The following is a 13,480-nucleotide window of genomic DNA, read 5'->3' as shown; positions in this document are numbered from 1 at the left end:
GCCTTCCGGCGGGTTACCGTCCGAACCGCCGCCTGCCGGCGGGGCGGATCCGGATCGACGGGCCAACCGTCGGGCCCGGCGGGGCGGTTGGCGCCCGTTCACGCCCCCGCAATCCGCTGGTATGTACCTGACGAGTCGACTGGCGGGTTCCCGCCACGTGTCGCGCTTGTCCACCATCAGGACGCCTGGTAGCCCGGGCCGTGCCCGCCGGTACGGTAAGGAGGTGGCCAAGCCCCTCGCACTCGACTTCGACCCGATCGCCCGCGCCGACGAGCTGTGGACCCGCCGCTGGGGGACCGTCCCCGCGATGGCGGCGATCACCTCGATCATGCGGGCCCACCAGATCCTGCTCTCCCGCGTGGACGCGGTCCTCAAGCCGTACGGGCTGACCTTCGCCCGCTACGAGGCGCTGGTGCTGCTCACCTTCAGCCGGACCGGTGAGCTGTCGCTCTCCAAGGTCGGCGAGCGCCTCATGGTCCACCCGACCAGCGTCACCAACACCGTCGACCGCCTGGAGCGGGCCGGTCTGGTCGCCCGCCGCCCCAACCCGCTGGACGGCCGCGGCGTGCTCGCGGCGATCACCGACCGGGGGCGCGAGGTCGTCGAGGGCGCCACCCGGGAGCTCATGGCGATGGAGTTCGGCCTGGAGGAGTACGACGAGGGCCGGTGCCGCGAGGTCTTCGACCTGCTCCGCCCGCTGCGGGTGGCGGCGGGCGACTTCGCGGAGATCCCCGGCGAGGGGCCTGCGCGGCCGGAGGCGTGAGGGCGGCTACCCTCGTGTGAGCGGTGCGCGGATCGGGCGTACCCCCCCGACGCTGCCGAGCGAGGCGATGAAGACGATGAAGGCGACCCCCCTGCTGGGCTGGTACCGGGCCCTGGCCATTGCGACCGGTGTGGCACTGCTGGTGTTCTGCGGCTTCATGGTCGCGAAGTACGGCTTCGACACGGCCGAGGACGTGACCACCTACGTCGCGATGCTGCACGGCTACCTCTACATCGGGTACTTCGTGGTGACCTTCCTGCTCGGCCAGAAGCTCAAGTGGCCGCTGGGCCGGATGGTGTTCACCCTGGCCGCCGGCTGCATCCCGTTCGCCTCCTTCGTCGCCGAGCGCAAGGTGGTCGCCGAGGCCGCCGCCAAGCTGCCCGCCGGTGACGCCGCCCGCCAGCCGGCCGGCGTCTGAGCGAAGCCCCAGGGCGCCCTTCCCCGATCGGGGGAGGGCGCCCTCTTGCATGCCCCGCTACTCTCCCGTCCGGGCGTCCGTCGACAAGTAGTAGGACGTCCGAGTAAATTGGTAGGACGTCCTAACAGCTGTGCCGCCCGCTGGTGTGGCGGCCGTACGGAGCGGAGTTCGGGGTCATGGACGCCGAGGAGATCGAGCGCGGGCGGCAGCGCTGGCAGCAGCGGTACGACAGTGCCCGCAAGCGGGACGCGGACTTCACCACCCTCTCCGGGGACGAGGTCGAGCCGGTCTACGGCCCGGCCCCCGGGCAGGCCTACGAGGGATTCGAACGGATCGGCTGGCCCGGCGAGTACCCCTACACCCGCGGCCTGCACCCGACCGGCTACCGCGGCCGGACGTGGACCATTCGCCAGTTCGCCGGCTTCGGCAACGCCGAGCAGACCAACGAGCGGTACCGGATGATCCTGGAGGCGGGCGGCGGCGGCCTCTCGGTCGCCTTCGACATGCCCACCCTGATGGGCTACGACTCCGACGACCCGCGCTCGCTCGGCGAGGTCGGCCACTGCGGTGTGGCGATCGACTCGGCCGCCGACATGGAGGTGCTGTTCCGCGGCATCCCGCTCGGCGAGGTCACCACCTCGATGACGATCAGCGGCCCGGCGGTGCCGATCTTCTGCATGTACCTGGTCGCCGCCGAGCGGCAGGGCGTCGACCCGGCGGTGCTCAACGGCACCCTGCAGACCGACATCTTCAAGGAGTACATCGCCCAGAAGGAGTGGCTCTTCGCCCCCGAGCCGCACCTGCGGCTGATCGGCGACCTCATGGAGTACTGCGCGAACGGGATCCCGGCGTACAAGCCGCTCTCGGTCTCCGGCTACCACATCCGCGAGGCCGGGGCGACGGCCGCGCAGGAGCTGGCGTACACCCTGGCCGACGGTTTCGCCTACGTCGAGCTGGGCCTGTCCCGGGGCCTGGACGTGGACGTCTTCGCGCCGGGCCTGTCCTTCTTCTTCGACGCGCACCTCGACTTCTTCGAGGAGATCGCCAAGTTCCGCGCCGCCCGCCGGATCTGGGCCCGCTGGATGCGCGAGCGGTTCGGCGCGAAGACCGAGAAGGCGCAGTGGCTGCGGTTCCACACCCAGACCGCCGGTGTCTCGCTCACCGCCCAGCAGCCGTACAACAACGTGGTCCGCACCGCCGTCGAGGCGCTCTCGGCGGTGCTCGGCGGCACCAACTCGCTGCACACCAACGCCCTGGACGAGACCCTGGCGCTGCCCTCCGAGCAGGCCGCCGAGATCGCCCTGCGCACCCAGCAGGTGCTGATGGAGGAGACCGGCGTCACCAATGTCGCCGACCCGCTGGGCGGCTCCTGGTACGTCGAGGCGCTGACCGACCGGATCGAGCAGCAGGCCGAGGAGATCTTCCGGCGGATTCTGGACAAGGGCCGCGAGGACCACGCGATCGGCCCGATCACCTCCGGCATCCTGCGCGGGATCGAGGAGGGCTGGTTCACCGGCGAGATCGCCGAGGCCGCCTTCCAGTACCAGCAGGCGGTGGAGAAGGGCGAGAAGCGGGTCGTCGGCGTCAACTGCCACCCGCGCAGCGTCACCCCCGAGCTGGAGATCCTGCGGGTCAGCCACGAGGTGGAGCGCGAGCAGGTCCGGGGACTGGGCGCGCGCAAGGCGGACCGCGACGAGGCCGCGGTCCGGGCCGGGCTGGACGCGATGCTGGCCGCCGCGCGGTCCGGTGCGTCGATGATCCCGCCGATGCTGGACGCGGTGCGGGCCGAGGCGACCCTGGGCGAGATCTGCAACGCGCTGCGCGAGGAGTGGGGGATCTACCGGGAGACCGCCCGGTTCTGAGCCCGCCCCGAGGCCGCCCGGCACCCCTGCGAGGGGAGCCGGGCGGCCTTCGCGCGCGCTCAGCCGGCCGGCGGAATCGGGAAGGGGCCGAGCAGCAGGCCGGTGAAGCGCCGGGTCCACTCGGGGGTGATCGGCTCGCCGCTGACCAGCACCCGGTGCTCGACCGTCCCGGCGATGGTGTCGAAGATGATGTCGACCTCCTCGCGGGCGGTCGCCTCGTCGCCGTCCGGCGCCAGCTCGCCGCGTGCCTGGGCGGCCGCGCGGCCCTGCCGGACCAGTCGTTTCTGCGGGTCGACGATCGACTCCCGGATCCGCCGGCGCAGCTGCCGGTCGCGGCTGCCCTCGGCGAACAGGGCGAGCAGTGCGGCCTGGCTCTCCGGGCGGGCCAGCAGATCGGCGAACTGGGCCACCACCGCCTCGATGTCGGCCTGCAGACTGCCCAGGTCCGGCATCACCAGCTCGTCGAAGAGGCTGGCGACGGCGTCCACCACCAGCTCGTTCTTGGACGGCCAGCGGCGGTACAGGGTGGTCTTGGCGACGCCCGCGCGGGTCGCCACCCGGCCCATGGTGAGCCCGCCCCAGCCGAGTTCGGCGAGGGTCTCGCGGGTGGCGTCCAGGATGGCGCGGTCGGCGGCGGCGCTGCGCGGGCGGCCCTTGGCCCGGGTGGCGGCGGCTTCCGGGCGCTCCGGGACGGGTGGCTGGGGGGCCGGCACCGGGCCTCCTTGCGATTTACCGGTAAGTAACTTGAGTGGGACCGGTAACGGTAGCGACTCTTCCGTGCCCAGGTCAGCCGGGCGGTCCGGGAAAGTGGCCCACCTCACGTCCGGCGGGGGCGGGCAGGGGTTGCGGCGGATGCCCCGGATCCAGTTACGCTACGACTCGTAGCGAAAGCGACGACCAGGCGCCGCGTTCCCGTGGGACGGGAGCGGCGCGGGCGCGGATGGGGATCCGTGCCGAACGGTTCAGGCTATCGGGGAGTGGCTCCGCCACCCCGGGAATCGGAACCGCGCAGCCCGCGCGGGGCGTTTTCCGGGAGGTTGGTGCCCACCAGCGGCGCGGGCGGGGGAGGATGGTGCCATGCAGCCACGGAATTCTCGTCTCAACAGTGCCGCCCTGCGTGGTGCGGTCGACCTCGCCGCGGTGAAGGCAGCCGGCGAGGCTGCCCAGAAGGCCGAGCTGGCCAGGGCCGAGCGGGCCCGCCAGACGGCCGCCGGGGAGGCGGCCGGGGGTGACCCGGTCGGGACCGGTTACCCGCTCGTCGTCGACGTCACCGAGGACACCTTCGAGATCGAGGTCGTCCAGCGGTCCACCGAGGTGCCGGTGGTCGTCGACTTCTGGGCCGAGTGGTGCGGGCCCTGCAAGCAGCTCAGCCCGATCCTGGAGCGCCTGGCCGAGGAGTACGCCGGCCGGATCGTGCTCGCCAAGATCGACGTCGACGCCAACCAGCTGATCGCCCAGCAGTTCGGCATCCAGGGCATCCCGGCCGTGATGGCCGTGGTGGCCGGCCAGTTGGTCCCGCTGTTCCAGGGCGCCGAGAACGAGGCCAACGTCCGCAAGGTGCTGGACCAGCTGATCCTGGTCGCCGAGCAGCGCTTCGGCATCGTCGGCACCGGCGGCACCGGTGGCACCGGTGGCGCGCCCGCCGAGGGCGCGGAGGCCGCCGCCCCGCGCCGGCCGGAGGACCCGGCGCTGGCCGCGGCCCACGACGCGCTCGATCGGGGTGACCTGGGCGGTGCGATCCAGGCCTACCGGAACGTGCTGACGGACCAGCCGGGCAACACCGAGGCCAAGGTCGGCCTCGCCCAGGCCGAACTGCTGCAGCGGGTCGAGGGGCTCGACCTGCAGGCCGTCCGGGCGGCCGCCGCGGCCGGCCCGAAGGACGTCGAGGCCCAGCTGAGGGCGGCTGACCTGGACCTGGTCGGCGGGCACGTCGAGGACGCCTTCGGCCGGCTGGTGTCGACGGTCGGCAAGACCTTCGGCGAGGACCGCGACGCGGCCCGGCTGCGGCTGCTGGAGCTGTTCGAGGTGATCGGCCCCGAGGATCCGCGGGTCACCGCGGCGCGCCAGGCGCTGGCCCGGGTGCTGTTCTGAAGTCCCGTTGGTGACACGGCGGATGACCTGCGGTGCCGCCTGGTGATTTGGCGACAATCCGGTCATCGCCTCTGAGGTTTACCAAATCTTGACAACACCCGTGGACGGTCACGACATGTGACCGTCCACGGGTGTTTCACTGATGTTTCCGAGGGATTTCGCCCTCACGAATCCTCCATCTCGTGACGCTGCGTGTCCGAGGGCCCGATTTCATGATCATTTGCGCCCCTGTGGGATTACCCGTCAGTAATGCAACCTCTTGTGCTTCGCCCGGGATTCGAGCAGCATCGGCACGCCCGGTCCCCACACTTCGACCCCCGCCGGCAGCCGGTCGGCGGATCCGGAGGAGGGGATCCCCACCGGGCGGCCGGCGGTCCTGCCGCCGGCGAGAGGGCAGGGGGGTATCCGCGGTCCCACGGCGGTTCCTGTCCTTCGCACGGCCGCGCTGCCCGCGCGGTCGCTGGTTGTCGCTCGGGGGGATCGCCGGTGTTGACACGGCGCTCTCCGCTACCGAGGACGTAGCTCTCTCCCATCCCAGGCCCCACCGGTGCGGGACTCGCCACCGGGGAGCCGGAGATGTACGTCCCAGAAGGAGGACACGCATGTCCAAGACCTACGGCAAGACCCGCTGGAAGCGCTTCGCCCTGGTGATGGTGCCGAGCCTCGCGGCCACCGCCGCAGTCGGCGTCGGCCTGGCGAACAGCGCGCTCGCCGCCTCGTTCAGCGTCTCCGGCCAGCAGTTCAAGGTCAGCGCCAAGGAACTGCACGGCACGAAGTTCGCCCAGTTCGGCTCGATCGACGTCCAGACCGACAAGACGACCCACCCGGTCGCGGTCTCGGCCTTCGACACCGCCCGGATCAAGGGCATGTGCCAGTCGCTGGTCACCGACCCGAACGTGATCCCGCTGCCCTTCAAGCTCCCGAAGGTCACCCTCCGCCTGGAGGCCGGTGACAGCGAGCAGAAGGAGCGTCAGGTCGAGGCCGCCAACCTGCTGATCGACCTCGACTCCCTCGAGGCCGACGCCGAGTTCGGCAACATCAACATCGGCCAGGACGCCTCCACCCTCGACGGCACCGCCACCAAGAACTGGAAGTCCGCGCTCGGCTCCGGCCTGCCCAGCGGCAAGACCGGTTTCGCGCAGGCCGCCGACACCGCCGACCTGTACGGCGCGAAGCAGACCGCCTGGGCCACCTCGGCGGGCACCTTCAAGCTCAAGGGCCTGAAGCTCAACCTCTTCACCGACCCGGGCCACGAGTGCTTCTGAGCCGGTTCCTCGGTTGACCGGCTGACCGCCTGACGGCGGGTCGGGGTCCGGGGACGGCGGCCGCACGGGCCGCCGTCCCCGGGCTCCCCCTTTCTGTTTCACCTCGTCACACCATCGAGGAGCTGCTCCGTGTCCAGCACCCTTGCCGAGCCGCGGCCCGTCGAACGCGAGAATCCCCTCCGGTGGGTACGCCGGGCGTTCCGTGACTTCCGCCGCTCCCGGCCGTTCTACGGCGGGCTGCTGGCCGTCCTCGCCGGCGTCCCGATCATGTACTTCCCGTACGCCAACCTGTCGTTGGACGGTATGACGATCGCCATGGCCACCACGGCCGGCGCGGGCTCGCTGATCATCGGGGTGCTGCTGATCGTGCTCGGGCTGACCGCCTGGTTCCAGCCGGTCGTCCGGGTCTTCGCCGGCATCGCCACCACACTGCTCACCCTGGTCTCGATCCCGGTCTCCAACCTGGGCGGCTTCGGCCTGTCGATCCTGCCGGGTCTGATCGGCGGCGGTCTGATGCTCGCCTGGGCGCCGATGCCGCCCGCCGAGGCGGTCGAGGCGGCCGATACGGCCGTCGCCGGGACCGCCGCCGTGGCGGAGACCGCCCCCGAGGAGCAGGACACCGCGGCCGGTGCCGTGCCGGCCTCCGGGACCTCCGCCGACCGGCCCGCCCCGCAGCCCCCGGCCGCCGTCGAGGGCACCCTCCCGGCGCAGCAGGCCGGAGAGCCCGAGGAGGTCCGGTGAGCGAGCCGCGCGAGGAGCTTCCGCAGGCCGCGGCGCAGCGCTCGCCCCGGCACGCCGCGCCCCGCACGCCCGTGCGGGTCCGGCTGCGCGGCCGGGTGCTGGCGATGGCCGCCGTGCCGACCGCGCTGCTGATGGCCGCCGCCTACACGCCGAACCCGGCGATCGCCGAGTCCACCGCCGGCAAGCCCTGCGCCACCGCCCCGGACACCGTGCCGCAGGCGCCCGCGGTGGCCGAGACGCCGGTGCCCAGGAGCGAGCTGCCGCCGCCGGTCCCCGGCCCGTCCGTGCCCCTGCCCGAGGCCCCGGCCACCGGGACGCCCGCCCCGACGACCGTGCCGGAACCGACCGCCACCGGCACTCCCGGCGGCACCGGAACCGGTACCGGCAAGGCGAACGGCGGGGTCGTCCGGGCCGGGCTCGTCGACGACATCGTCGGCGGCATCACCGCCCCGGCCCCGCCCGCCGCCCCGACGACGGCCGCCGAGCCGGCCGGCACCGCGGCGCCCACGCCCCCGGCCACCCCGGAAGCCCCGGTACCGACCGCCCCGACCGCCCCGGCCACGCCGGCCACGCCGACCGCTCCGGCAGCGACGCCGACGACCGCGCAGACGACGCCGGCCGCGCCGACGAGCCCGAAGCCCTCCGGCGCCCCGTCCACGGCGGCGAAGCCGTCCGCCGCCGCGAAGCCGACCGCGTCCGGCAGCACCTCGGCCACCCCGTCGAAGGACCCGAACTGCCTGGTCGACGCCGAGGCGCTCGCGCCGGGCGGCAAGCCGGCCGACAACCCGCTCCTGGTGCCGGACCAGAACTGGACCCTGCAGACCACCCGGCTCGCCCTGAACCACGCGGTGCTCCTCGGCGTGGTCAACGTCCGGACCCCGACCGGCACCAAGCGGGTGCTGAAGTTCGAGGTGGAGAGCGTCGACATCGAGAACCTGCACATGTCGACGCTGCAGGGCAACGGCAGGACCTTCCACGTGAAGGGCGCGCCCGGCTCGGTCTCGACCATGCGCAAGGGCCCGATCACCATGTACGTGGAGCGGCTCTCCGGCCACCTGTCCAAGGTGCTCGGCCTGCCGGTCCCGATCGACCTGGGCGAGCTGACCCTCACCCCGGACGGCCCGCTGCCGCAGTGGCTGTACGACCTGATCGGCCGGCTGGAGCTGCCGCTGTGGATCGAGCTGACCGGGGCGACCGCGATCCAGTCGGGCCAGTTCGGCGGCACCCTGAAGATCCCCGGCATGCAGCTGTTCAACGACGACCGGCCCTACCCCGGGAACGCCTGATCCCGGACCCGCGACGCCCGCGGGGCGGCCCCTCCCGTCCGGAGGGACCGCCCCGCGGGCGTGTTCCGCGCCGCCTTACGCGCTGCGGGTGCCCAGGTGGTGCACCTGGACCATGTTGGTGTTGCCGGGGACGCCGGGCGGGGAACCGGCGGTGACGATCACGGTGTCGCCCGCGCCCAGCTCGCTGATGCGCAGCAGCTCGCGGTCGACCTGCGCGACCATCTCGTCGGTGGTCTCCACCTGCTCGGTCACGTGCGCCTCGACGCCCCAGCTCAGCGAGAGCTGGTTGCGGGTGGCGTGGTCCGGGGTGAAGGCGATCACCGGGATCGGCGAGCGGTAGCGGGAGAGCCGGCGCGCGGTGTCACCGGACTTGGTGAACGCGACCAGGGCCCTGCCGTTCAGGAAGTCGCCCAGCTCGCACGCGGCGCGGGCGATGGAGCCGCCCTGGGTGCGCGGCTTGCGGCCCGGGTTGAGCGGCTGGAGGCCCTGGGCGAGCAGCTCCTCCTCGGCCTTCTCGCAGATCCGGCTCATGGTGCGGACGGTCTCGACCGGGTACTTTCCGACGCTGGACTCGGCGGACAGCATGACCGCGTCCGTGCCGTCCAGGATGGCGTTGGCGACGTCGGAGACCTCGGCGCGGGTCGGGCGCGAGGCGTGGATCATCGACTCCATCATCTGGGTGGCGACGATGACCGGCTTGGCGTTGCGGCGGGCCAGGGTGATCAGCTGCTTCTGGACCAGCGGCACCCGCTCCAGCGGGTACTCGACGGCCAGGTCGCCGCGGGCCACCATGATCGCGTCGAAGGCGAGGACGATCTCCTCCATCGCCTCGACGGCCTGCGGCTTCTCGATCTTGGCGATGACCGGCACCCGGATGCCGACCTCGTCCATGACCGCGTGGACGTCCTTGATGTCCGCGGCGTTGCGGACGAAGGACAGCGCGATCATGTCGACGCCCAGGCGCAGGGCGAAGCGCAGGTCGTCCTTGTCCTTCTCGGACAGGGCGGGCACGTTGACGGCCGCGCCGGGGAGGTTGATGCCCTTGTTGTTCGAGAGCACGCCGCCCTCGACGACCACGGTCTTCACCCGCGGGCCGTCGACGCTGACGACCTCCAGGGCGATGACGCCGTCGTTGATCAGGACCGGGTCGCCGGGCTTGACGTCGCCCGGCAGGCCCTTGTAGGTGGTTCCGCAGATGTGCTGGTCACCGGGGACGTCCTCGGTGGTGATGGTGAACTCGTCGCCGTTGTCGACGGTCACCGGGCCGTTGGCGAAGGTCGCCAGACGGATCTTGGGACCCTGGAGGTCGGCCAGCACACCGATGGTGCGGCCGGTGTCCTCCGAGACCTGGCGGACCTTGCGGTACCGCTCCTCGTGGTCCGCGTGGGTGCCGTGGCTCATGTTCAGTCGGGCGACGTTCATGCCCGCTTCGACGATGGCCTTGAGCTGTTCGTAGGAGTCCGTCGCGGGACCCAGGGTGCAGACAATTTTCGCTCGGCGCATATCGATCAGTCTATCCGTTCGTGTTATTGGTGCATTCGGCCCGAAAGGAGAGGAATCGCCGCCGAGGAGTCCGCGGATCGAGACGACGTGGGGTCAGTTTTCGGACAACTGGTGCACCAGGGCGAAGGCCTGCCGGGCGATCTCCAGCTCCTCGTCGGTGGGGACGACGGCGACCGCCACCCGCACGCGTCCCCCCGAGGGGAGCAGCGCGGGGGAGATGATCCTCGGCTCGCGCGAGCGTACCGAGTTGAGTTCCGGGTCGACGGCGATGCCGAGCTCCTCCAGCCCGGCCGTGGCGGCCGCCCGCACCGGCGCCGCGTTCTCCCCGACGCCCGCGGTGAAGGCGATCGCGTCCACCCGGCCGAGCACGGCGTAGTAGCCGCCGATGTACTTGCGCAGCCGGTGGATGTACGTGTCGAACGCCAGCTTCGCGTCGGCGTCGCCGTCGTCGGCGCGGCGCATGATCTCGCGCATGTCGTTGTCGCCGCACAGGCCCAGCAGGCCGCTGCGGCGGTTGAGCAGGTCGTCGATGCCGTCGATCGACAGCCCGCCCACCCGGTGCAGGTGGAAGACCACGCCCGCGTCGATGTCACCCGAACGAGTGCCCATCACCAGGCCCTCCAGCGGGGTCAGGCCCATCGAGGTGTCGACGCAGCGCCCGCCGCTCACCGCCGAGGCGGAGGCACCGTTGCCCAGGTGCAGCACGATCACGTTGACCTCGGCCGGGTCCTTGCCGAGCAGCCGCGCGGTGGCCCGCGAGACGTACTGGTGCGAGGTGCCGTGGAAGCCGTAGCGGCGCACCCGGTGCTCGTCGGCCACCGCCTTGTCGATCGCGTACCGGGCGGCGTGCTCGGGCATCGAGGCGTGGAAGGCGGTGTCGAAGACGGCCACCTGCGGCAGGTCGGGCCGCAGCGCGCGGGCCACCTCGATGCCGGTGATGTTGGCCGGATTGTGCAGCGGCGCCACCGGGATCAGCCGGCGGATCTCCTTGAGCACGTCGTCGGTGATCACGGTCGGCTCGGTGAACCGCAGCCCGCCGTGCACCACCCGGTGGCCGATCGCGGCCAGCTCGGGCGAGTCCAGTCCCAGGCCGTCGGCGGCCAGCTCCTCGGCGACCGCCTTGAGGGCGGCGCCGTGGTCGGGGAAGGCCTGGACGCTCTCCCGCTCCGCGCCGCCGCGCGGGGTGTGCACCAGCCGGCCGCCGGCCTCGCCGATCCGCTCGACCAGGCCGGAGGCCAGCCGGTCGCCGTCCAGCATGTCGATCAGCTGGTACTTCACCGACGAGGAGCCGGCGTTCAGGACCAGGACCCGCGTGCCCGCGCTCATGCCGTGCCCCCTTCACCGCGCGGCTGGGACCCGCGCTCCTGCGACTGGATGGCGGTGATCGCCACCGTGTTGACGATGTCCTGCACCAGCGCGCCGCGCGACAGGTCGTTGACCGGCTTGCGCAGCCCCTGGAGCACCGGTCCGACGGCGACCGCCCCGGCCGAGCGCTGGACCGCCTTGTAGGTGTTGTTGCCGGTGTTGAGGTCCGGGAAGATCAGCACGGTCGCCCGGCCGGCCACCGGCGAGCCCGGCAGCTTGGTCGCCGCGACGTGCGCGTCCACTGCGGCGTCGTACTGGATCGGCCCCTCGACCAGGATGTCCGGGCGCAGCTCGCGCACCAGCTCGGTGGCCTTGCGGACCTTGTCGACGTCCGCGCCGGAGCCGGAGGTGCCGGTCGAGTAGGAGAGCATCGCGACCCGCGGTTCGACGCCGAACTGGGCGGCGGTGGCGGCCGACTGGATGGCGATGTCGGCGAGCTGCTGGGCGTCCGGATCGGGGTTGACCGCGCAGTCGCCGTACACCAGCACCTTGTCGGCCAGGCACATGAAGAAGACGCTGGAGACGATGGCCGCGCCCGGCGAGGTCTTGATCACCTCGAAGGCGGGCCGGATGGTGGCGGCGGTGGAGTGCACCGCGCCGGAGACCATGCCGTCGGCGATGCCCTCCTGGACCATCAGGGTGCCGAAGTAGGAGACGTCGGTGACCACGTCCAGGGCCAGCTCGACGGTCATGCCCTTGTGCGCCCGCAGCCTCGTGTACAGCTCGGCGAACTGGCGGCGCAGCGGGCTGGTGGCCGGGTCGACGATCCGCACCTGGGCGCGGTCGGCGCCCGGCTCTCCCTCGGCCTGGCGGCCGGGAGCCGCCCCCGCGTCCGGCAGGTCGATGCCCAGGGCCGCGGCCTTGCGGCGGACGGCGTCGGCCTCGCCGAGCAGGGTGAGGTCGCAGATGTTGCGGCGCAGCAGGATCTCGGCGGCGCGCAGCACCCGCTCCTCGGTGCCCTCCGGCAGCACGACGTGCCGGCGGGCCGCCCGGGCCTGCTCCAGCAGCTCGTGCTCGAACATCATCGGGGTCACCCGCTCGGACCGGCCGACCTCGATGAGCTTGGTCAACTCGTCGGTGTCCACGTGCAGTTCGAACAGCCCGAGGGCGATCTCGGCCTTCCGGGGGCTGGCCGCCGAGAGCTTGCCCTCCAGGTGGGTCAGCGCGGCGGCGGTGAGCCAGCTGCCCTCCGGGACGACCGCGACGGGGGTGCCGGGGGCGAGCCGGGCGGCCAGGGCCATCACGTTCGGGCCGGGGTGCTGGCCGAGGGTGAGCAGCACGCCGGCGATCGGCGGGGCGCCGGCGGCGTGCGCGGCCAGCGAGCCGATCACCAGGTCGGCGCGGTCCCCGGGGGTGACCACCAGCGCGCCCTCGGTCAGCGCGTCCAGGAAGGTCGGCAGCATGGCGCCGCCGAAGACGAAGCCGCGGACGTCCCGGGCCAGGCCGGCCGCGTCGCCGAGCAGCACCTCGGCGCCGGTCGCCTCGACCAGCTGGGCGACGGTCGGCGCGGCCAGCGCCGGCTCCTCGGGGATGACGTAGGCGGGGATCGGCAGCTTCTCGGTGAGCGTGCGCTGGACCGGCTGCTTGGCGGCCGGGGCGACCCGGTTGGCGATCACCGCCAGGGTCTCGCAGCCGAGGTCGGTGTAGGCGCGGTGGGCGTTGCGGACCTCGGCGATCACCGCGTCGGCGTCCTCGCCGTGGCCGCCGATCACCGGCAGCACGGCGGCGCCGAACTCGTTGGCCAGCCGGGCGTTGAAGGCCAGCTCGTCGGGGATGTTGGTGTCGGCGAAGTCGGTGCCCAGCACCAGGACCGCCTGGCAGCGCCGCTCCAGCGCGTGGAACCGGTCCACCAGCACCGAGACCAGCTCGTCCTGCCCCTGCGCGGCCTGCAGCGCCGCGGCCTCCTCGTAGGTGAGGCCGTACAGCTCGGCGGCCGGCAGGTCCAGCCGGTACCGGGCGCGCAGCAGTTCGACCACGTGGTCCGAGCCGGTCTCCCCCGGCGCCTGGGCGTGCACCAGGGGGCGGAACACCCCGACCCGGTCCACCCGGCGGGTGAGCAGCTCCATGACCCCGAGCTCCACCGCCTGGCGGCCGTCCCCGCGGTCGATCCCGGTCACGTACACGCTGCGCGCCACGCGGCTCTCTCCGTCCCGTCGTCTCAGGAAGTGGTCATATCGACCATACCT

11 protein-coding genes are annotated in these 13,480 nt (G+C 72.5%); 7 read left to right on the top strand and 4 right to left on the bottom strand.

Annotated elements, in window-relative coordinates; all coding sequences use genetic code 11:
- The first annotated feature begins 223 nt into the window (after window positions 1–223).
- The 3 genes from ACFCLZ_RS14830 to ACFCLZ_RS14820 all read left to right on the top strand — a co-directional run bounded on the left by ACFCLZ_RS14830 (window position 224) and on the right by ACFCLZ_RS14820 (window position 3,043).
- The gene (locus tag ACFCLZ_RS14830) at window positions 224–763 is read left to right on the top strand and encodes a MarR family winged helix-turn-helix transcriptional regulator (protein WP_380285358.1); all 540 of its coding nucleotides are present in this window, start codon (window positions 224–226) and stop codon (window positions 761–763) included.
- A gap of 76 nt (window positions 764–839) precedes the next feature.
- Window positions 840–1,181, top strand: coding sequence for a DUF3817 domain-containing protein (locus ACFCLZ_RS14825; RefSeq protein ID WP_380285357.1), 342 nt, complete (start codon window positions 840–842; stop codon window positions 1,179–1,181).
- 176 nt (window positions 1,182–1,357) lie between these two features.
- A complete protein-coding gene (locus tag ACFCLZ_RS14820) occupies window positions 1,358–3,043 on the top strand; it encodes a methylmalonyl-CoA mutase (RefSeq protein WP_380285356.1) in 1,686 nt (561 codons plus the stop codon).
- Window positions 3,044–3,102: 59 nt separating this feature from the next.
- Here the strand turns inward: ACFCLZ_RS14820 and ACFCLZ_RS14815 are convergent, their stop codons facing one another.
- On the bottom strand, window positions 3,103–3,756 hold the full coding sequence (locus ACFCLZ_RS14815; RefSeq protein WP_380285355.1) for a TetR/AcrR family transcriptional regulator: 654 nt from the start codon (window positions 3,754–3,756) through the stop codon (window positions 3,103–3,105).
- Window positions 3,757–4,120: 364 nt separating this feature from the next.
- On the opposite strand from ACFCLZ_RS14815, the gene ACFCLZ_RS14810 reads away from it, so the two are divergent.
- From ACFCLZ_RS14810 to ACFCLZ_RS14795, 4 genes are all read left to right on the top strand, one after another.
- Complete coding sequence (locus ACFCLZ_RS14810; protein WP_380285354.1) at window positions 4,121–5,134, top strand: tetratricopeptide repeat protein; 1,014 nt, start codon at window positions 4,121–4,123, stop codon at window positions 5,132–5,134.
- Window positions 5,135–5,736: 602 nt separating this feature from the next.
- Entirely contained in the window at window positions 5,737–6,399 is a 663-nt protein-coding gene (locus tag ACFCLZ_RS14805; protein WP_380285353.1) for a DUF6230 family protein, read from the top strand.
- Between the two features lie 129 nt (window positions 6,400–6,528).
- Window positions 6,529–7,140, top strand: coding sequence for a DUF6114 domain-containing protein (locus ACFCLZ_RS14800; RefSeq protein WP_380285352.1), 612 nt, complete (start codon window positions 6,529–6,531; stop codon window positions 7,138–7,140).
- Entirely contained in the window at window positions 7,137–8,426 is a 1,290-nt protein-coding gene (locus ACFCLZ_RS14795; protein ID WP_380285351.1) for a hypothetical protein, read from the top strand. Before ACFCLZ_RS14800 ends, ACFCLZ_RS14795 begins: the two co-directional genes overlap by 4 nt.
- Window positions 8,427–8,501: 75 nt before the next feature.
- On the opposite strand, the gene pyk is transcribed toward ACFCLZ_RS14795, so the two are convergent.
- From pyk to pta, 3 genes are all read right to left on the bottom strand, one after another.
- Window positions 8,502–9,929 (bottom strand): pyruvate kinase, encoded by a 1,428-nt coding sequence (pyk, locus tag ACFCLZ_RS14790; RefSeq protein WP_380285350.1) that lies wholly within the window; start codon window positions 9,927–9,929, stop codon window positions 8,502–8,504.
- A 93-nt stretch (window positions 9,930–10,022) separates the two neighbouring features.
- The gene (locus tag ACFCLZ_RS14785; RefSeq protein WP_380285349.1) at window positions 10,023–11,255 is read right to left on the bottom strand and encodes an acetate kinase; all 1,233 of its coding nucleotides are present in this window, start codon (window positions 11,253–11,255) and stop codon (window positions 10,023–10,025) included.
- Window positions 11,252–13,429, bottom strand: coding sequence for a phosphate acetyltransferase (gene pta, locus ACFCLZ_RS14780; RefSeq protein ID WP_380285348.1), 2,178 nt, complete (start codon window positions 13,427–13,429; stop codon window positions 11,252–11,254). Before pta ends, ACFCLZ_RS14785 begins: the two co-directional genes overlap by 4 nt.
- Window positions 13,430–13,480 lie beyond the last annotated feature (51 nt).

It is taken from the genome of Kitasatospora purpeofusca, from assembly GCF_042691725.1.
Taxonomy (GTDB): Bacteria; Actinomycetota; Actinomycetes; order Streptomycetales; family Streptomycetaceae; genus Kitasatospora; species Kitasatospora purpeofusca_B.
The sequence above is the reverse complement of the archived record's forward strand: the minus strand, read 5'-3'. Positions and strand labels throughout refer to the sequence as shown.